The sequence below is a fragment of the Lysinibacillus sp. PWR01 genome, from assembly GCF_043359455.1.
GTDB lineage: Bacteria > Bacillota > Bacilli > Bacillales_A > Planococcaceae > Lysinibacillus > Lysinibacillus fusiformis_F.
Genome location: NZ_JBHERJ010000060.1, coordinates 1 through 19,608, shown reverse-complemented (window position 1 = coordinate 19,608; position 19,608 = coordinate 1). Strand labels below are relative to the sequence as shown.

Here is a 19,608-nt window from a genome sequence, read left to right as displayed (position 1 = left end):
GTTATAGCAAGAGATTAGGAGATTTTAAAGTAATGCTGACCATCGGCTTTAATGAATAAAATTTTGCATATTTCTTAGCGTTGTAAATTCGGAAATCTGTTGCTATCCCTTTATGCTCTTTTTCAAGAAAACTAGCATAAAACACGACACCATAGAATAGAAAAAAATAGAGAAGCAAAATTGTACGTACGATAGCGTAGAAAAGAATTGGAAATTTTTGCGAAGGATAGGAGAGTTAGCGTATGGAACAGACGATTTCAATAGAGAAGCGTATTCAAGAGGTACTTGCGAATGATCCACTATTTCAAGTAATCCAGGAAACACCAGCTGAGCAGCATTTTTTATCAGAGCCATATTTAGCCGAGTTGATTGAGAAGAAGTACTACTCCACACCCGAAGTTGCGAGTTGGTTTGACGTAACCGATGCCCAACTCCGTTACTACATCAAACCATTTGAAGAATACCTATTTGATGGACAAGCAACGAATCCAACAACAGCAACCGTTATACGCTTAGACTTCAAAGCGATTTTGAAGCTACGCATGCTTCTTCTATTAAAAGATGAATACCGTGTGAAAGGATTAAAACAACTTTTACGCATGAATGAAGATGGGCATATCATCAAACAAGTACCGGCTCAAGAAAACTTACCCGACACGATTAATGACAAGCGTTTAGATACCCTAAGCCAAGCACTTGCACAGATTATGCACACTGGCTTATTTCAAATGGAGCAAGATGAAGAGACTGAGGAAATGAAGCTCACTTTAAACGAGGACTTTTTGCATCAAAAAATAAAAGCACTTCCTTCCGAATCTTCGCAAGAAATTGAAAAGCTTCAATCCATAACGGAACAGCTGGAGCAGAAAAATCAGGAATTAGCCGAAAAAGTAGAGGGGATCCTCCTGTCAAACAAAGAGGATATCGCCATCAAAATCAGAGAAAAACACATTGAACAAAGCGTCTTAAAGCGCCTTGAAAACGAAGCCCTAACGCAATATGCTGCAAAAAAAGGATGGCAACTCTTCGGAAAACTTTTCCGTTCTACTCAAATCGAAATCGAGAAAAAACAGTATATCGCGGACTATATCGATGAACATTTTTCTGAACGACTAAAGCAAGAACTTCATCAGTATCACGAACGTCTGGTGGAGTAAATGCCTCTTATCCTGAAAAAACGCTTCCTTCAACAGGAAGCGTTTTTTTAGCGTAATTTATGAAAAATTCCAATTATAAGCAGGGTTTTCAAAAAGGAGAAAGAATATAGTTAATAAGGAATAAAATTGGAAAAGACTTTAGAAAACGCCCAGTTGAATTATACGCGTGACCTCGAAATCATGCAGGAGCGTAAAGATCTCGAACGCGAGAAGGCACTTGTAGAAGTAGAACGTGAGTACCAAGCGAAGTTACAAGCTCAAAACGACAAGTACAACGACAAAGTAGCTGAAATGCATGCGGAGAATGAACGTATTCGTGCGGGTTATGAAGCAAAGTTAGATGCACTGGTGAAAGATAACCAGATTAAATAATGCAGTATAAGGAGTAGCGTCTGGATTATGGTTTTACAACGGTAAGGTAAAAAATCCTGTCTCAATAAGGTGTACTCTATTGGTATAAGTATAGTAGACTGATAAAATAAGGATTTATAGTGTCTCATAAGACTTGTCTCAAAAATGGGGTGATATTTTGCGGAAAATCGGTTATATACGTGTCAGTTCGACTAGCCAAAATCCTTTAAGGCAATTTCAGCAACTGAACGAAATCGGAATGGATATTATTTTTGAAGAAAAAGTTTCTGGAGCAACAAAAAATCGTGAGCAACTTCAAAAAATGTTAGAGGATTTACAGGAAGGCGACATTATTTATGTTACAGACTTAACTCGGATCACTCGTAGTACGCAGGATTTATTTGAATTAATTGATGATATAAGAGGGAAAAAGGCAAGTTTAAAATCACTAAAAGATACATGGCTAGATTTATCAGAAGATAATCCATACAGCCAATTCTTAATTACGGTAATGGCTGGTGTTAACCAATTAGAGAGAGATCTTATTCGTATGCGACAACGTGAAGGAATTGAGTTGGCTAAGAAAGAAGGAAAGTTCAAAGGACGGTTAAAGAAGTATCACAAAAATCATGCAGGAATGAATTATGCAGTTAAGCTATATAAAGAAATATGACTGTAAATCAAATTTGTGAAATTACAAATGTATCCAGATCCTCATTATATAGAAAGTTATTGGAAGAGAACAAATAGTGTTTCTTGCTCCATTAAAGGGCCAGATTGTTTAATAACAATTAGTAAGAGAATTGGAGTTTGTAAAGAAATATACATAAGCGAACGGGTCTGGTTAGTTTAACATCACATAATCGAGTATTATAGTGATAATATAAATATTTTTAAGGAAGATTAAAATGAAGATTAGATTTTCAATTGGAGAAATGGCTAAACTCCATAATACAACCATAAAAACCCTTAGATATTATGATGAAATTGATTTATTAAAACCTATACATACGGATAGAAACAACGGTTATAGATACTATTCAACGGAACAATTTGAACAATTGAACACCATAAATTATTTAAAGGAATTAGGTTTTTCATTAAAGGAAATCAAGAAACATCTGGATCACAGAGATATCGATGGCTTTTTGTATCTCTTAGAGGAACAGAAACGATTAACTGAAGAAAAGATTAAAGAACTGGAACGAATTAACCGCAGGTTCCAAAATCGAATCCAGGACATTAAAATAGCACGAGAGATAAAGGAGTTGGAAGTTCCATTCATAAAGGAGAGAAAAGAGAGAAGGATAGTAAGGTTAATAAAAAGCATTAGTTCAGAACCAGAGCTGGAAATTGCCCTGCGACGTTTAGAAAGTCTGTCCAATATGAATTCTTCTATATTTATTGGGGGAGTAGGTCTTACGATAAGTATTAATAATATATTAAATAACAAGTTCAATGAATATAACTCGCTATTTATTTTAGTTGAAGATAATGATATTCAAAATCCTTTAGTGACATCTCTTCCAGAAGGAAGATACGCCTGTATTTATTATAACGGAAATCATAACAATTCCCCCGAACATTATAAATCGTTGCTGAATTTTATTAAGGATAACGGTTTCCAAGCTATCGGAGACTCCATTGAAAGAACAATAATTGACCATTATATTTCCGGAAGTAAAGAAGACTATCTGACAGAAATACAAATACCAATAAAGTGTTGACCCTCCCCTTACAGGAGGGTTTATTTTTGGTTAAGAGCATTATTTGAAAGGAGAAGTCATTATGTTTGGAACAATATTTAATACAATGATGATAATAGTCGGGAGCATTGTCGGAAGTATCTTTAAAAAGGGGATAAAAGATGAGTATCATAATATCCTAATGCAGGCTATGGGATTAGTAGCTATGGGATTAGGAATAAATGCACTAGTTCAACATTTACCTTCCAGCAAATATCCGGTACTTTTTATTGTAAGTTTAGCTGTAGGGGGATTACTCGGTCAAAGACTTGATTTGGAATCAAAATTTAATGCCTTAGTTAATAAATATTCTAAGGGAAATTTAGCTGAGGGGTTATCGACTGCTATATTATTATTTTGCTTTGGAACGTTATCTATATTGGGTCCAGTTGAGGCTGCATTAAAGGGAGATTATACGTATTTACTTACAAATGGTATGTTGGATGGAATTACTTCGATTGTTTTAGCATCCACATTTGGTATTGGTATTGCGATTGCAGGAATTGTGTTATTTGTATGGCAAGGTTCCATTTATTTAATTGCTCTTTTATTGGAGAACTCCATAAATAACGACCTTCTAAATGAAGTGACTATTGTAGGAGCTATATTGATATTAGCATCTGGTTTAAGTATTTTGGGCATTAAAAAATGTAACACTTTAAATCTTCTGCCATCATTAATCATTTCTCCTATTTTATTTTTGATCATTCATTTAGCCCATTTATAGTATTTGTGAAATATTCTACTTAATTAAACTGTTAGTTGAAGAACAATTGATTGATTTTTAGGCTGAGACCATATCTTAGTTGTTCCACTAAAGGGCGCTTTAATGGTGCAATGAAAAGCCTAATTTCTCATTTTTATGCTGAGAAATTAGGCTTTTTAATATTGAAATTTCCTTAACGTTGTAAATCCGCATTTTCCTGACGCTACCCCTTACTGAAAAATTTAAAAAGGAGCTGTCACGAATAGTCCCGAAGGACTTTTCGGACAGCTCCCTTTTTTAATATGCTTCTAAGAGTACTGGTCGAAAGCATTCTGGTAAAGGCACATCGAGATATTTAGCTAAATCAGATAGCTCAGCTTTTAGATGCTTAAATTCTCCGATTTCAATCGTTAAAATCGTCTCAATATTTTCAATACCAGTTGCTTGGGCAACTTCTTCTAAAGAAAGCTGTTTATTTACACGAGTAGCTTTAAGCTTCAGACCTAATTCGTAACTGCTTGAGTTAAAATGTTCACCGGCTAAAGGAGATGAAAATCTGTCTAATCCCATAATTATCACACCTTTCAAATGTAAACTTACTTATAGTTTATTAAAATAATTAACAAATTGTTTGTATCCATTATTTAAAGATTTTTTGACTATTGCTACTGACTCAATGGCATTTTTTGTTTGTATTTTACCACTATCACGTACAGTTTGTTTGGCATCTCCAAGTTCATCAGGATCCTTTTCGAAAACCTCTGTAAGCAAATAATACTCTTTTATACTGGAATTCGCAATATTTTGCTCTAAAGGTACTGTTATACTTTTTTCGGCAAGGAAAAAGAAAATCCTTGGAAACCAGTGTTCTTCTTCATATATGACATTACCTCCACTACCCATGACTTTTGGGAATTTGTAATCAAAACGAAGTTCATAAACCCCCACCTCTTCGTTCTTTCCATCTTTACCCTTTTGTAGCATGGATTTAACATAAGTGTATTCACCTTTAAAATCCAACTGGCTCTTTAATTTATTAACATCCATTCCTGGAGTGTAAACTTGATCTTCTAGAAAGTAATACACTGCAATTCGGTCTTTATACCCTTCAACCGTGTGAAATTTGAATAATGCACTTCTGAAGCTAAATCAAAAAGGACTTTTAACATTAAGTGTTTATTTAACTCTCTCATATCTGTAGAATTTTTCATATTATCAAGATATGTCTTTACTACATCTTTATAGTAACGATTTAGCATAGTTTTTATTGTGTATGTTGGCACGTTCATTCTCCCCTTAAAAACTGATTACTATTCATTGTAAATTAGTTTTCTTCAAAAATACATGTATAGTCAGTGATTTATCCTGTGTTTCTGCACAATTTAGCCAGCAGTTTGAGGTTGTAATGGTATCTGGAATGCTGAGTTGTGTAGAAACCTCACGTGGGTTGAATGTGGGAAGAAAGCGATTTTGTATCAGGGATATCGGTTGCAGGCGGGATGGATGTTGTATCAGACATGTCATTTATGTTCAATACTTTAGGAATTCTTCCTGCAAACCCAGCCCATCTTTCAGAATTCCATTCCAAGGAAACTGGGACACATATTTACACAGAAGACTACCATTTTGTTGGAAGAGTACTAGAAGGAGAATTGTGTACAGACTCTATCTTTAATGAAATGAATACTATTCAGATAGAGAATTTTACATAAGATTTACAGAAGAATTAGTGTTTGTACCAGAAGGTTTCCCATCCCCAGTACTACAGTTAAGTTTTGTTTTGAAGCTAATATTCCCTTGGTTCTTAAAGAAAATCCAGATGATTAGTTAAAGTCATATGCAACATCTTGAAGTAATTTCAGCAGAAGTGAAATTTATTAACTATCTTCAACAATTGGGCAGTTTATGGAGTAATGTAGGTAGAAAATGATCAAACTTTTTTATAAAATCCAAACTTAAAAACTCAAAAGAAGAATCCATTTTGAACAATCTTTTTCAAAATGGGTTCTTCTTATTAATCGTAAAATAATGATTTATGAGGTGTTTTGCTCAAACTTTATTTCAAAGCTACATTAAGAAAGGTGTAAATTGGAGTTGAATTATTTATGTATATCATTAACCTGTAATTACACTAAATAGAAGGCTATAGTTTAACATATACTTAAATAACAGAGAATATACTTAGATAACATTATTACAATATTCTCTATGATGAATAAGAAAAAGAGGCTGGGACATTAACTAACTGGAACCTTCATAAAGCCGAATAATCTCTAAATTAACAAAACATATTCCGAAACACTTTGTGAGCGTTTCAGCGGATAGTTCGGTTTTTTTGGGCTGAAACACTTTTGTCCTAGCCTCTTCTTTTAGATATTTATATAATTAGATTTACTGGGGAATTAATCCATGTTCATTCTTTATCAAATTTTAAACCTTTTAATAAATCCGCAAATGCATTATTAATTGGCTCTGCTTCTTTTTGTTGTTCTCTCATAAACTTTTGAACGCTGCGCTTATCTACTTTGCCACCACCTTCTTTTTTACGACGTGCTTCAAATGCAGATAATTTTTCACGGTGACCACATTTACATACAAAAATTTGGCCGTTTCCCTCACCACGTAGTTCTAATTTCTTTTTACATTGTGGACAACGTGCATTTGTTACACGCGAGACGGTTTTACGTGCCCCACATTCACGATCCTGACAAACGAGCATTTTGCCATTTTTACCGTTCACTTCAAGCATCGGCTTCCCACATTCTGGACAAGATTTCGTTGAAATGTTATCGTGTTTGAATTTCTTATCGCTGTTTTTAATGTCTGCAACGATTTCTTTTGTATGCTGTTTCATTTCGTTAATGAACGATTCTTTTTTCAGCTTACCTTTGGCGATTTGTTCTAGTTTTTGCTCCCATTGTGCCGTTGTTTCAGGTGATTTTAACTCATTTGGTACTAAATCAAGTAACTGACGTCCTTTTGATGTGATATGGATGTCTTTGCCACGTTTTTCTATTAGGAATGAATTAAATAGCTTATCAATTATATCGGCACGTGTTGCAACTGTACCTAAGCCGCCAGTCGTTTTTAATGTGTCTGCAAGCTGCTTATTTTGCGTGTTCATGTACTTCGTAGGGTTTTCCATGGCCGAAAGCAATGTCGCCTCTGTGAAGCGTGCAGGTGGCTTTGTTTGACCTGACGTTTGAGTAAGTAATGTAACTTTCAATACTTGGCCTTTTTCAAGACGTGGTAAGAGCTGCTCTTTTACACCGTCTGTTGATTCTTCATCATCAAAACGGTTTGAGTAAACTTCTTTCCAACCAGCTGTAATCACGGTTTTCCCACGAGCAATGAATTTTTCAGTACCAATTTTCGCTTGTACCATTAATTGCTCATATTCATAGGCAGGGAATAGAACAGCTAAGAAGCGTTTTACAACTAAGTCATAAATTTTACGTTCTTTATCGGTAAACGCTGAGAAATTCACGTATTCCTCTGTTGGAATAATCGCATGGTGATCTGACACTTTAGAATCGTCTACAAACGCTTTAGAGGTTTTAATAGGCTTTGCTAATACTCTGTTAGCTAAAGTGCGATATTCACCAATAGCGCATGCTTTTAAGCGCTCTGGAAGGGTGCTAACGATATCTGATGATAAATAACGTGAATCTGTACGAGGGTACGTTAAAACTTTATGTGATTCGTACAGTTTTTGCATAATATTTAGCGTTTCTTTTGCAGAATAGCCAAACAGTTTATTGGCATCACGTTGTAGCTCCGTTAAATCGTAAAGACCTGGTGAGAACGTCTTTTTAGGCTTACGTTCAATGTCGATTACTTTCGCGTCTTGCTTATCTAGTTTGTTTACAATAGCGTCGACTTTGTCTTTTGTGAAGCTGCGTGAATTCCCGTTTGCATCTTGCCAAGTTAACTTTAAATCTGGTGTTTTAGCTTCAATACCATAGTATGTTTGAGCTTTAAAGTTTTTAATTTCATCTTCACGCGCTGCTACCATTGCGACAACGGGAGTCTGAACTCTACCCGTATTTAATTGAGCATTAAATTTTGTAGATAGCGCTCTACTTGAATTTAGTCCTAAGTACCAGTCGGCTTCGCTTCGAGCTACGGCTGCATGATAAAGATTTTCATATGCTTTACCAGGTTTTAAATTTGCGAAACCATCTTTAATTGCTTTGTCTGTTACTGATGAAATCCATAAACGTTTAATCGGTTTATTTACTTTTGCACGTTCGATAATCCAACGTGCTACTAATTCACCTTCACGGCCTGCATCCGTTGCAATAATAATTTCAGTTACATCATTACGCGTCAGCTGTGATTTCACTGCATTATATTGTTTACTTGTTTGCTTAATTGTTGTTAACTTTAAACGATCTGGTAGCATTGGTAAATCTTCCAAATTCCACTTTTTATATTTTACGTCGTAGCTCTCGGGATCTGCAAGTGTTACTAAGTGACCTAATGCCCAAGTAACGATGTATTTGTCGCCTTCTAAGAAGCCGTTTCCTTTTTTATGACACTTCAGTACGTTCGCAATGTCACGCGCTACTGAAGGCTTTTCTGCTAATACTAAACTTTTAGTCATTTCTAACTTCCTTTCATTAATACCTTTGCTCTTAAATATAGCATAAATAAACCATCTTACTATCAATGCGAAATTTTATATAATAAAGGTAATATTTATGGAAATATTCTAATTATTAAAAGGAGCTATTATATGCAACCAGTTAATTTATATTCACTTTTAAGTGTAAGAAATACGTTTGAAGAAGATATATACCAAGTAACAGCAGATTTATTTGGGGTATCACTTAAAGAAAGTGAACTAAATGATTTAATTGAATTAGTTAAGAGTTTTTTTGAAGTAAAATATTATAATTTAGAGTATTTCTATGTGGATTTTAAGATTCCACAAATTAATTGTGAATTTGATTTATTAAGAATTAGTAACGAAAGTATAGTTAACATTGAATTAAAACGTACATTAAAGACTGAAAAAGCAAGAAAGCAGTTACTTGAACATAAGTTTTATTTGAACTTCTTAGAAATGCCTACATACTGCTTTACTTTTGTCGCTGATGAAAAACAATTCTACTTTATAGACGATGAAGACAATTTTGTGTTAACTTCAATTGATAAAGTAATTGAAAACTTAAGGGAGCAAATAAATTTCAAGAAAGTAAACCTTATGGAATTATTTTCACCAAAGAATTTTTTAGTTTCACCTTTTAATTCTTACAAAAAATTTATTAATAAAGAGTATATTTTAACAGAGCGCCAAACTGAATTTAAAACTAAGATTTTATACAAATATGAGAAAGAAACTGACCATGTTTTTATAAGTATTACAGGAGGTCCAGGAACAGGTAAAACGCTTTTAACCTATGATATTGCTTCTACTTTTAAAGATAATGGAAAAAACGTACTTATAATTCATTGTGGTGATTTAAATAGGGGTCAACGAAGATTGAACGGGTTATATAACTGGAATATTAAAGGTATTTCAGAATTTGATTCGTTTATTAGTGAAGTTAAATATTATGACGTTATAATCTTTGATGAATGTCAAAGGAATAGACGGGATCAATTTGATTTGTTAATTGAAAAAATTAAAAAAAATAAAAAACTATGTATTTTTTCTTATGACAAAAATCAATGTTTTTCAGATGCTGAATTTAAAAGAAATATACCAGATGTAATCGAAAATGAATTACATGCTGAAGTATTTACTTTGACAAATAGTATTAGGATTAACGAAGAGTTATCTAGCTTTATTAATAACCTTTTCGATAAAAAGAAATATAATCAAAATATGATGTACCCTAACGTAGAATTAATTTATTTTAATAATATTGAACTGGCAAAAAGCCATATTAAATTTTTAATTCATCAAGATTGGGAAGTTTTTAACTATACAGGTTCCTTTTACGATGAATTAGTTTACGAAAAATATCAATTCAATTTTAATGAAAATGCTCATAAAATTATAGGACAAGAGTTCGATAAGATTGTCGGTGTAATTGATAATACTTTTTTTTATAATCAACATTCAATGTTAGAAACTAGACCTATTCCCAAATCTCCTGGCTATAATTTAGATAAGATGCTTTATCAAATTCTTACACGTGCAAGATTAAAAATTAAGTTAGTTATAATCGGGAATAAAGAGATTTATAAATATTGCTTAAAAATATTAAAGAAAAATTAAGGCTGTTTTCATTAAAGGAGTATCCTAGAATAAATATTTTCTAGAATACTCCTATATTTTGGTGAAACATAGATTATTAGCATAAAAATAGTATTCTTAATCCTCCTAATTAAAGATCTAATTCTTCGATTAGGTTGTTTTTCTTTATTTCATTTATACGAATTATATTATCCTGAATTTTTGGTTTTTCGCTTTTAAATTTACTATTTGCATCTTTAAATATATCAGCAAATAGGTCAGCAACAAATTTTGAACGATTATTATTAGTAGTAATAAAATCAGTAATCGTTTGGATTTCCTTATTACTTGAAATATCCATTAATCTAAATATTGCTTGCTCATATTCTTTATTTTTTTCAGTTAATATAGTTATCTTTTTATTCAATTCTTCAATTGTATTTAATGCATGTTCATATTTTTCTTCTAATTCAATATATGATGCGGAAACTTTAACTAAATTAACTTCATTAATTTTTAATAGTGATATTAATTTTTTTTTGTCTTTCACTAATGTTTCTCTGTATTCTTCAAAGGCATCCTTAGTAGAAATAACAGTATATTCTTTCGCCTCATTGATTTTGAAAGAGTTTAATTTTATATTTATTTCATCTAAAACTTGTCTACCCCGTCGCCCTTTTTTTACCCAGTATTCATAACTAGGTGGCCAATAAAAATCCCCTTCAATGTTAGCTGCATTTGCATACCTAAAAATATCTATAGCTTTAATTTTTAGTAAAGTAGGATATTCTGCTAAGTAATTTTGAAAAAGGCTTTCGAGAATGCTTTCAGGTACTTCTTCAACTTTCCTTCCCAAACGCAATCACTCCTTTAATATGATTAATATTTTCGATAGCTTGTTTAACCGAATTAGCATATTCACTTAGTTTTATATTAAATAACGGATTATTTTTACTATATAAATCACTTTTATTATTTAATAATGACGTTTTATGTAGGTCGAATAATTTGTTAATCAATGTATCAAATACGCTTACATTAGTATTTAATGTTTTTTCTAAAGTATCTTGATGTTGTAGATATTCTTGGTGATCTATTCGCCAAGAGTTACAAGAAAAATGATCATCTACCATGCAATTTTGTTCAGGATCTATACAGTAACCTATATCTAACTTTATTTTTACCCCATTACTATTTTCAAATAAATTAATTATTTTCCTCAAAACTAATTCATTTGTAAAAAACGATGTCATTTTATTGTATACACTATTTTGTGCAAGAATAAGTGAAGCTATATCAGAATCTACCCAGTGTTCAATATGATTATGATATGAATACTGAGAATATATAGATTTATGTCCTCCTAAGCGTGCAATCTCAGAGGGATGATACCCCTGAAGCATCAAGTTTAAAAAGGCAAAATGTCTGGTATCATTCGGTAATACTCGCTTATTAATAATTTTATTCCCTATAATACTTGTATTGTCATTATCACCTTCAATAATTTTGTAACCATAATGGTCAATTACAATTCTATTGTAGAAGCTTAATAATAACCTTTTGAAATCAGATGGATTAAAAGGAGATTGGAGTGTTTTCTTTTTAACAATTTTATTTGAATTTGGTTGATGAACTGTTGATCTAAAAAATATTAGTTGTTCAAAAGGACTTTTAACACCTATGGTTGCTTTGTAATCCTCAATTAATTCAACGATTCCAATTGGAATAGGGATCTTATCTATCTTCTTCTGTCTTTGTCCCTTTATTTTACTTCTTTTAAATACTAGGTAGTACATATCATTTTTTTGTTCTATACACTTATGGGGAATATTACAAAACTCAACTATTCTCATTGGAATAATATTTGTTATTCGCCACCATAAGTATATAGGATAATATTTCGCATAAAAATCATATTCTAATTCCTTTGAATTTGAAAAATAGTCTTCTACACACATGGAGAATTTTAAAATATCCTTTGTATTAGGTAATATTCGAATATTATTTTCTCTTTTTAATCGGCTATTTAATTCTATTAACAATTCGAAATACATATCAGGTATTTCCAGCTCAACAAAATCCAAAAATAATAATAAATCGCTAACTCTTTCAGCCAATATAGTTGAACTATCATTTGAATTTAAATAGGTATCGGTAAAATTATCGTATAATTGAGGATTAAAATATTGGCTTAGATTTATTGCTTTTATGACATTATGTACCTTACTTTGAATACCAGATACACTAAAACCTTCTTCTAAAGATTGAATTGTCCAAGCTTTTAGATAGCCAATAACATCTGGATTATGATTAATTACTAAATCACTTATTGAAAAGTTAATATTTCTATTTTCATGTTGAAAATCATCTCTTAAACACCAAATATTTTGTTCATATAAAGATTTTGTTACTAATCCCTCGTCAGAGAATTCAAGAAAAATATCCTTAAATTCTTGTTCATTTTCAAAATCGCTATAGTTTAATAATAAATCTATATTATTGTACATTAATATAACCCCCAACCTGATCTACAGTTTTGTAGAGATTTATATCTTCTAATTCATTAATTTCTTTTAATAATTCAGAGTAATCCACCCCTAAAAATGCTGCTAAAATCTTTTCACCAAAGATCTTTTTTGCCCCAGATATTAATACTAGATTTTTAAAAATCAGATTAGCTAAATGAACTTTTTCTCCAAAGCTATTTGAAGATTTAGATTTATATTTTTTCATTAATTCTAGACTGTCTTTAGTTATTTTGGTTAGTGCATAAAAATGCGGGATAGCAAAAGGACATTTGGTGCAGCTTACTTTTTTCTGATTTTCGTAGATACAGTCTCCTAAAATACATTGGAAATGAGATTCTTTAGCAGGTAATGCGCCTATTTGCAAAAGCGAATCTAACTCATTTAATTGATCGGAATTTAAAATACTTAAATACTCGATTAATGAGTGGAAATTTTTCTCTATTACATTTATTTGAATTGCTAAATGTTCAATTTTATGAACATCACCAAATAGTGTTTTTATATCTTTTATGTAATCTATGTTTGTAACTTTACTTTTTATAAAGTTGGTATCATTGGAGATGTATTTTTTGAAAATTGTATAGCTATAGCCAAAATAATTTATATTAAATAGTTGGTGAGTAATTAGGTTCAACTGTATATCATCGATATCTGTATAAATATTAGTAGTGTCATATGATCTGTGGTTCCGGATTAGTCTAGAGATACTCATGGTATTTTTTAATGTTTGGTTAAAAATTAGACTACTATACTTAATAAAAGTATGATTAGCTCTTAAAGAGATAAACTTAAAGTTAGGAATAGGGAAATCTTTGAAAAAATCTCTATGGAGAACATAAGAAAGCTGGTCATCTTTATCTAGGTATATTAATTTATTGGTATTAAATTTATTTACTCTACATTTAAGCTCACATAATATTAGTGCATTGGCTAATGGATATAACATTTCTTCCGAACAAAAGAAAAAATTCTTTTTATCATTTTTAGAATGCTGAATGTTCACTATTTTAGAAGTAAATTCCCAAACTATTCTTTGAGCATCCTCAATTGTTAAATTTACTAACTTGAATTTTTCGAAAGTATTGAGATGATCTGGTAATGTAATTCTAGGTATTGTTTCAACAAAACTTTGACTTCTCCAACCATTATTCAAATGTAACATTACATAAAGCCATACAGACTCATATGCGTAATATTTTCTTCTATAATCTTTAACTGATTCTAATTCTTCATAGGTTCTTTGTTTATGAAAGTCTACGTTAGATACAAACTTTAATAGAGCCAAAAATTCGTCTTTTGTATATGAGGGATTTTTAACTGACTCAACTTCGTTAGCTTTGCGTGTTCTTTCATGAATGTTAATTAGACGTTTATAATTAAATTTTACTGTATATTCCCTCGATACAATCTTTAACCATATATAGATTTCAGTTCTAGAATTTAATGGATAATCATTATTTTCTAAAAATGTATTTAGCATTTTAGTCGAGACCTCGGTTATTTCGCATTTAATAGTCTCACATAATAATTTAGTAGTCATAATAAGAGATTTAAATTTTTTGCTTATTGTTTTTATGCTACCTCTAGAAGCCATTAACTTTTTCTTTACATTTCTTATCCAAGAGTCCTTACAAATTTTTGGATAATCAAGAGGGAATATACTTAGTTCATTAATACATTTTTCATATAATTCATCTAATCTTAAATCGTATGTGATTTGAGCTACAAAGCTATCAATTTTAACATTAAAGTCTCTAATATTTAAAAATTGATCACAGTCTTTTTTTGCATAAACATTAATTGTATTTTTATGTACTCCATATCTATAAATTTGAGGTAATTCATGAGGAGTGACTTTAGTAAGTTCATGATGTGTTCCGCCTAAATCGACGTATTCTGAATGAGTATAAAAATTTTCCAAAAATAATTTCTTACTATTTTCTATTTCAATTAAAAATGCTTCTACATCATATTTTAAGAAAAAGAATTTTCTTTGAAACGGGATGTGCAAATTATTTTGAGAGATGTGATTAACTAAGAAATTTCCTGTTTTATAAAATGCATCTATATCTTTTTTTGCAATAAAAATAGATTTCTCAATGTTTAAGGGATCATAAGATTGTAAATGGTACTCTAAATTATCTACATTGATAGCTAATTGATCTAATCTTTGAATCAAAGTGATATTCTCTTTTTGCTCCCAAAACATCTGCAATTCAAGATTGCTATTTACTTCTACATCTTTTTTTACTTCTCTTTCAATAGCTCTTAGATCTTTAGCTCTTTGTAGCTCTTGTTCTTTCAGTAGCTGAATTTCTTTTTTTGTTTCTTCCAGTAGTTCTTCTTCACTCTTAATTTTTTGGATATAAATCTCCAGGTTTTGAACTAAGTTCTTAGAAATCAAAGTGTCAACATATAAATAATTTCCAATCCTAATTTGAAGTGGAACCTTATAAAAGGTTTCAGTAGATTTCATTCTAATTAAATATTTATCTATAGTTAATTTAGATACTCCTAAGATATTTGTCGCTTCATGAATAGTAAGATAATTGTCATCCAAATAATTAATTTGATTTTGAATATAAATTATAAATTGATCTATATCTGTCTTAGACCATAAATTTTTGTTACCAATATGTATAACTGGTAAGATACTATTCACTTTTAAAATTCTACGTACATTGCCCTCAAAAGGGAAAATATCTTCTATTTGTTTTAATAAATAGTAACTTTTTGAATTATATTGTTCTTTATCTTTTAAAAGGATTTCGATATCTTTTTTACTATAAAGTACTTTAACTAATTGATATTCGAAAACTTTGTCTATAGGCTTAAGCGTCTTCTTATTTAGATTATTTAGAGCATGCTCTGTAACCCCTAATGAAATAGATTGTTCTCTTGTATAGTAATTTTCTTGATGATAGCTATATTTTTCAAACATGATTTTCTTTAGGTTTTCTATATCATCCTTATAGAAATAAGTAAAAGCATTGATTTTTTTTACTCTAATATTGTACTTTGATACAATAGAATCCAATTTATGAGTGGAAGCTAGACCTAGAACACTATAAACATGGTTTTTTACAACCCAATCCCTAGTATCCTTTTCCAGCTTATTTTTTAATAATTCATCTGCTTCATTTTTCGAATAGCCTACACTACAGTTTTTAAAATGTTTTACTTTATCAATAAGTGTTAGTGGAACACAAGTGATAGATTTGATTTCTGCTTCTATTAGTCCTTTTTCTCTTAAGTCATATAGAGTGTAGTAAAGTTGAATGTTTTTGTAGGAAATCCTTTTTACAGATTCTTTTAATTCTTGGACATCTTTTTTTAGAAAAAAAATATTATTATTATTCTCAGTAGATACTCTCTTCAGGCCTACTTCTTTTATTAATGCAACACCTATTTTAAACGAAGCCATGTCTAATAATTTTGCTGCATTTTTTAAATTTATAAGTTCTTTATTTTGATTAGCAGAATTTAAATATAAGTATTCCTCGCATGCGTTCCTATCGTATATGTATCTACATCCCTTAAATTCAGCTACTCTTTCTAAATCATCAGTTTTGAACAAGGGGATTTTTTCTAGTAAGCTAATATTTCCACCACGTTCGAAAAATTCATGTCTAGTCATTCGATTCAACTTATTGAATTGATAACGTTCTAATATACCGTCTACGATGTTTTCAATTGCCTTAGCATCATATAGTGGTTTATTACCATTAACTATTTTTGTAGGAGAAAGATCATGATTTCTAATTGCTTTTAGGAGTACACTTTTTTCTATAATGGTTCTTTTAACTATTTCATTCGTGGAAACTAATTTTTTCTCCAAACTTCTCATTCCTTAATTTTAAATTGATTTAGTAAATCAAAGTTATTGATAGCTGCATTCATTGAAAGAGTTAAAGTAAAGATTTCTTGATAGGCTTCTGCAGAATGAATATTTTTATCTCTTCTCAATAAAGCGGTTTGTGTAGGAGTTAGACCTAAGCTACTCAGTAAGTTTGTATAAATTCCTCTCCCTATATGTGTAGACCAATTATTATTTGTAAGTAAGTAATAATTTTTAATATCATTTTTTTCTAAAAGTGCTTCTAAGAACTTTACTTTAATTTTATTAAATCTTTCTGCAAAACTTTTCCCTGATATCGCTATACCCGTATTTAAGTTTATAAATAAACCCTTGTGCTTTCTATTTTTACATTTTTTTAAAAACTTCATATGTTCTTTATAATACATCTCTACAATTTCTGTAAAAATACATATTTGATCGCCAGGCGTCTTAACCTCTACATCAGATGTATCAGTTAAATGTGAGAATAAAATATCTTGATGGTCTCTTACTTTAATAACCAAATTATTGCTAGACCATTTAAAATCAAATTCCATCATATTAACTACTTCGGCCCTTCTTAACCCACAGAAGATTTGCAAGACTATCCCTAAAGTCATAATAGGGTCTTCTCTTCTTGCAGTTTGTAAAAGTAAAAGTATTAGCTCTTTACCTTCTATTCCAAAGTCCTTCAAATGTAAATGCTTATATGTACTTTTGGTTGGAAAAATAATATCTAAATCATTATCTTCAAATAGGTTAATTACTTCTGTTTTGTTTCCTTTATAAGTTTTTGGTTTACTTACAATTTTAAAATTATCATCTATTATATTTTGTTTTTTTAGCCAAACATAAAATTTATTTAAGTAAACTATTTTATTTAAAACATAAGTTTTTGAAAGTTCTCCTGCCTTATTTTGCATGGATAAGAACGTAATATAATCTGCACCTATTTGAAGTGTTAGTGCTTTTAATCCGAAATCAGATAATTCTGGGTACATACCTTCAGATACTTGTAGATGTATGAAATTCATAAAAGCTGTAATAGTATATGCAGCATTTCTTTGAGAATTTAAGCTATTACCTTTGTTTCTATACTCCTTAATCAAAAATTGAGTTAACGGACTAGGGAAGACTGTACCACTTTCATTCTTATAACCAATCCCAACTACATTTTCAAATTTACCATCATATAATCTTTTCGTTTTATACTGTTTTACTACAAACAATTTCTCTCCCCATTTCGCTAAATTAAATTTAAAAATAGCGAAAAAAAGCTATATATATCAAGATTCAAATTAATTATAACTTTTTCGCCACTTTTATAGTATACAAGTACAAACACCAACAGTAGCGATAATTGCTGCGCGTGAAGATGAAATTAAAAACTTTAAGGCACAAACTTATTATGGTATTGAAGCGCAAACAACTGACAACTTAAAGCTTACATGGCAAGACAAGAATGGTAATAGTCGTAGCTTTGATAAAGAAAAAATCGATACACTGGTGAAAAAAATAGGAAATAGCAATGCTATTGTTGCGGACATTGAAAAGAAGCCTAAAAAATCATTTGCACCTGGCCTTTATGATTTAACAGAATTACAGCGTGATGCCAATAAAATCTTCGGCTACTCAGCGAAAGAAACCTTGAATATTATGCAAAAACTCTATGAGCAACATAAAGTGTTAACTTATCCACGTACGGATTCTCGCTTTATTTCTCAAGATATCGTTGCCACACTGCCTGAACGCTTAAAGGCATGTGGTATTGGTGAATATCGCTCCATCGCTAATAAACTGCTTACTAAACCAATCAAGCCAACAAAGGCCTTTGTCGATGATAGTAAAGTATCAGATCATCATGCGATTATTCCAACAGAGGGCTATGTAAATTATTCTGCTTTCTCTGATAAAGAACGTAAAATTTATGATCTTGTTGTAAAACGTTTCCTAGCTGTGCTACTGCCTGCTTTTGAATATGAACAGCTCACACTTCGTGCAAAAATTGGCGATGAAAGCTTTATTGCTCGTGGAAAAACGATTTTATCATCTGGCTGGAAGGAAGTTTATGAGCATCGCTTTGATGATGAGGACACAGCTGAAGACATCAAGGAGCAAATACTGCCCCGCATTGATAAAGGCGATATGTTAAAAGTAAAGCTTCTTGCCCAAACTTCTGGTCAAACAAAGCCACCTGCTAGATTTAACGAAGCTACTCTTTTATCAGCAATGGAAAACCCAACAAAATATATGGCTACGAATGATAAAAAATTAGCCGACACATTAAAATCTACAGGTGGTCTTGGTACAGTCGCAACACGTGCAGATATTATTGAAAAGCTTTTCAATTCCTTCTTAATAGAAAAGCGTGGTGGCAAAGATATATATATTACCTCTAAAGGTCGTCAACTACTCGACCTAGTGCCAGAAGAATTAAAATCCCCTGCCCTGACAGCAGATTGGGAGCAAAAGCTTGAGCTTATTGCAAAGGGCAAGCTAAAAAAAGATATATTTATTAGCGAGATGAAAAATTACACAAAGGAAATTGTTACAGAGATTAAGGGTAGTGACAAAAAGTATAAGCATGATAATATCTCTACCAAATCATGTCCTGATTGCGGAAAACCGATGCTTGAAGTGAATGGCAAGAAAGGAAAAATGCTTGTCTGCCAAGATCGCGAATGTGGGCATCGTAAAAATGTCTCACGCACTACAAATGCACGTTGTCCACAATGTCATAAAAAATTAGAGCTTCGTGGAGAAGGCGATGGTCAAATTTTCGTTTGTAAATGTGGCTATCGCGAAAAATTATCAGCCTTTGAAGCAAGACGTAAAAAAGATGGCGGAGGCAAGGTCGACAAGCGCTCTGTACAAAAGTACTTAAAGCAACAAAACAACGAGGAGCCTGTGAACAATGCCCTTGCTGAAGCATTAAAGGGGTTAAAGTTCGATTAAACGAAAAGAGCAAATTCACATTTAGAGTGAATTTGCTCTTCATAGTGTTGAAAAACAAACAATCAATAGAATTTTTGTGAAAAGTGAAAATGAATTTCCGTTGCATGCTACTTGCTTTCCTGTGGGCGAACGCCGAATCGC

The 19,608-nt window shown here is 31.3% G+C and carries 13 protein-coding genes and 2 pseudogenes; 8 read left to right on the top strand and 7 right to left on the bottom strand.

The annotated features are described in order from the left end of the window. Positions 1-242: 242 nt before the first annotated feature. From ACEVFT_RS12300 to ACEVFT_RS12280, 5 genes and pseudogenes are all read left to right on the top strand, one after another. The gene (locus ACEVFT_RS12300) at positions 243-1,157 is read left to right on the top strand and encodes a DNA primase (protein ID WP_393950063.1); all 915 of its coding nucleotides are present in this window, start codon (positions 243-245) and stop codon (positions 1,155-1,157) included. Positions 1,158-1,310: 153 nt separating this feature from the next. Beyond that, positions 1,311-1,529 carry a hypothetical protein gene (locus ACEVFT_RS12295; protein ID WP_393950061.1) on the top strand — a complete coding sequence of 73 codons (219 nt, stop codon included), beginning with the start codon at positions 1,311-1,313 and terminating at the stop codon, positions 1,527-1,529. A 157-nt stretch (positions 1,530-1,686) separates the two neighbouring features. Then, positions 1,687-2,258, top strand: a pseudogene (locus tag ACEVFT_RS12290) (recombinase family protein). A gap of 158 nt (positions 2,259-2,416) precedes the next feature. Then, on the top strand, positions 2,417-3,235 hold the full coding sequence (locus ACEVFT_RS12285; protein ID WP_393950059.1) for a MerR family transcriptional regulator: 819 nt from the start codon (positions 2,417-2,419) through the stop codon (positions 3,233-3,235). Between the two features lie 61 nt (positions 3,236-3,296). Beyond that, the gene (locus ACEVFT_RS12280; protein WP_393950057.1) at positions 3,297-3,980 is read left to right on the top strand and encodes a DUF554 domain-containing protein; all 684 of its coding nucleotides are present in this window, start codon (positions 3,297-3,299) and stop codon (positions 3,978-3,980) included. A gap of 276 nt (positions 3,981-4,256) precedes the next feature. Here the strand turns inward: ACEVFT_RS12280 and ACEVFT_RS12275 are convergent, their stop codons facing one another. Next, the gene (locus ACEVFT_RS12275; RefSeq protein ID WP_393950055.1) at positions 4,257-4,529 is read right to left on the bottom strand and encodes a helix-turn-helix domain-containing protein; all 273 of its coding nucleotides are present in this window, start codon (positions 4,527-4,529) and stop codon (positions 4,257-4,259) included. Positions 4,530-4,559: 30 nt separating this feature from the next. Continuing rightward, complete coding sequence (locus ACEVFT_RS12270) at positions 4,560-4,979, bottom strand: hypothetical protein (protein WP_393950053.1); 420 nt, start codon at positions 4,977-4,979, stop codon at positions 4,560-4,562. A 431-nt stretch (positions 4,980-5,410) separates the two neighbouring features. Between ACEVFT_RS12270 and ACEVFT_RS12265 the strand changes: the two genes are divergently transcribed. Continuing rightward, a complete protein-coding gene (locus ACEVFT_RS12265) occupies positions 5,411-5,671 on the top strand; it encodes a hypothetical protein (protein WP_393950051.1) in 261 nt (86 codons plus the stop codon). Between the two features lie 701 nt (positions 5,672-6,372). Here the strand turns inward: ACEVFT_RS12265 and ACEVFT_RS12260 are convergent. Further along, on the bottom strand, positions 6,373-8,565 hold the full coding sequence (locus ACEVFT_RS12260) for a DNA topoisomerase III (protein WP_393950049.1): 2,193 nt from the start codon (positions 8,563-8,565) through the stop codon (positions 6,373-6,375). A 132-nt stretch (positions 8,566-8,697) separates the two neighbouring features. On the opposite strand from ACEVFT_RS12260, the gene ACEVFT_RS12255 reads away from it, so the two are divergent. After that, a complete protein-coding gene (locus ACEVFT_RS12255) occupies positions 8,698-10,188 on the top strand; it encodes a DNA/RNA helicase domain-containing protein (protein ID WP_393950048.1) in 1,491 nt (496 codons plus the stop codon). A gap of 109 nt (positions 10,189-10,297) precedes the next feature. On the opposite strand, the gene ACEVFT_RS12250 is transcribed toward ACEVFT_RS12255, so the two are convergent. The 4 genes from ACEVFT_RS12250 to ACEVFT_RS12235 are packed head-to-tail and all read right to left on the bottom strand — an operon-like array spanning position 10,298 to position 17,741. Further along, the gene (locus ACEVFT_RS12250; RefSeq protein WP_393950046.1) at positions 10,298-11,002 is read right to left on the bottom strand and encodes a hypothetical protein; all 705 of its coding nucleotides are present in this window, start codon (positions 11,000-11,002) and stop codon (positions 10,298-10,300) included. After that, positions 10,986-12,653: a site-specific integrase gene (locus ACEVFT_RS12245; RefSeq protein ID WP_393950044.1), complete on the bottom strand. Its 1,668-nt coding sequence runs from the start codon at positions 12,651-12,653 to the stop codon at positions 10,986-10,988. Before ACEVFT_RS12245 ends, ACEVFT_RS12250 begins: the two co-directional genes overlap by 17 nt. Beyond that, entirely contained in the window at positions 12,643-16,512 is a 3,870-nt protein-coding gene (locus ACEVFT_RS12240) for a hypothetical protein (RefSeq protein WP_393950042.1), read from the bottom strand. The genes ACEVFT_RS12245 and ACEVFT_RS12240 overlap by 11 nt, the downstream gene beginning before the upstream one ends. 5 nt (positions 16,513-16,517) lie before the next feature. Then, positions 16,518-17,741 (bottom strand): site-specific integrase, encoded by a 1,224-nt coding sequence (locus ACEVFT_RS12235; protein WP_393950040.1) that lies wholly within the window; start codon positions 17,739-17,741, stop codon positions 16,518-16,520. A gap of 103 nt (positions 17,742-17,844) precedes the next feature. Between ACEVFT_RS12235 and topB the strand changes: the two are divergent. Next, positions 17,845-19,467, top strand: a pseudogene (gene topB / locus ACEVFT_RS12230) (DNA topoisomerase III); the annotation flags it as partial. Positions 19,468-19,608 lie beyond the last annotated feature (141 nt).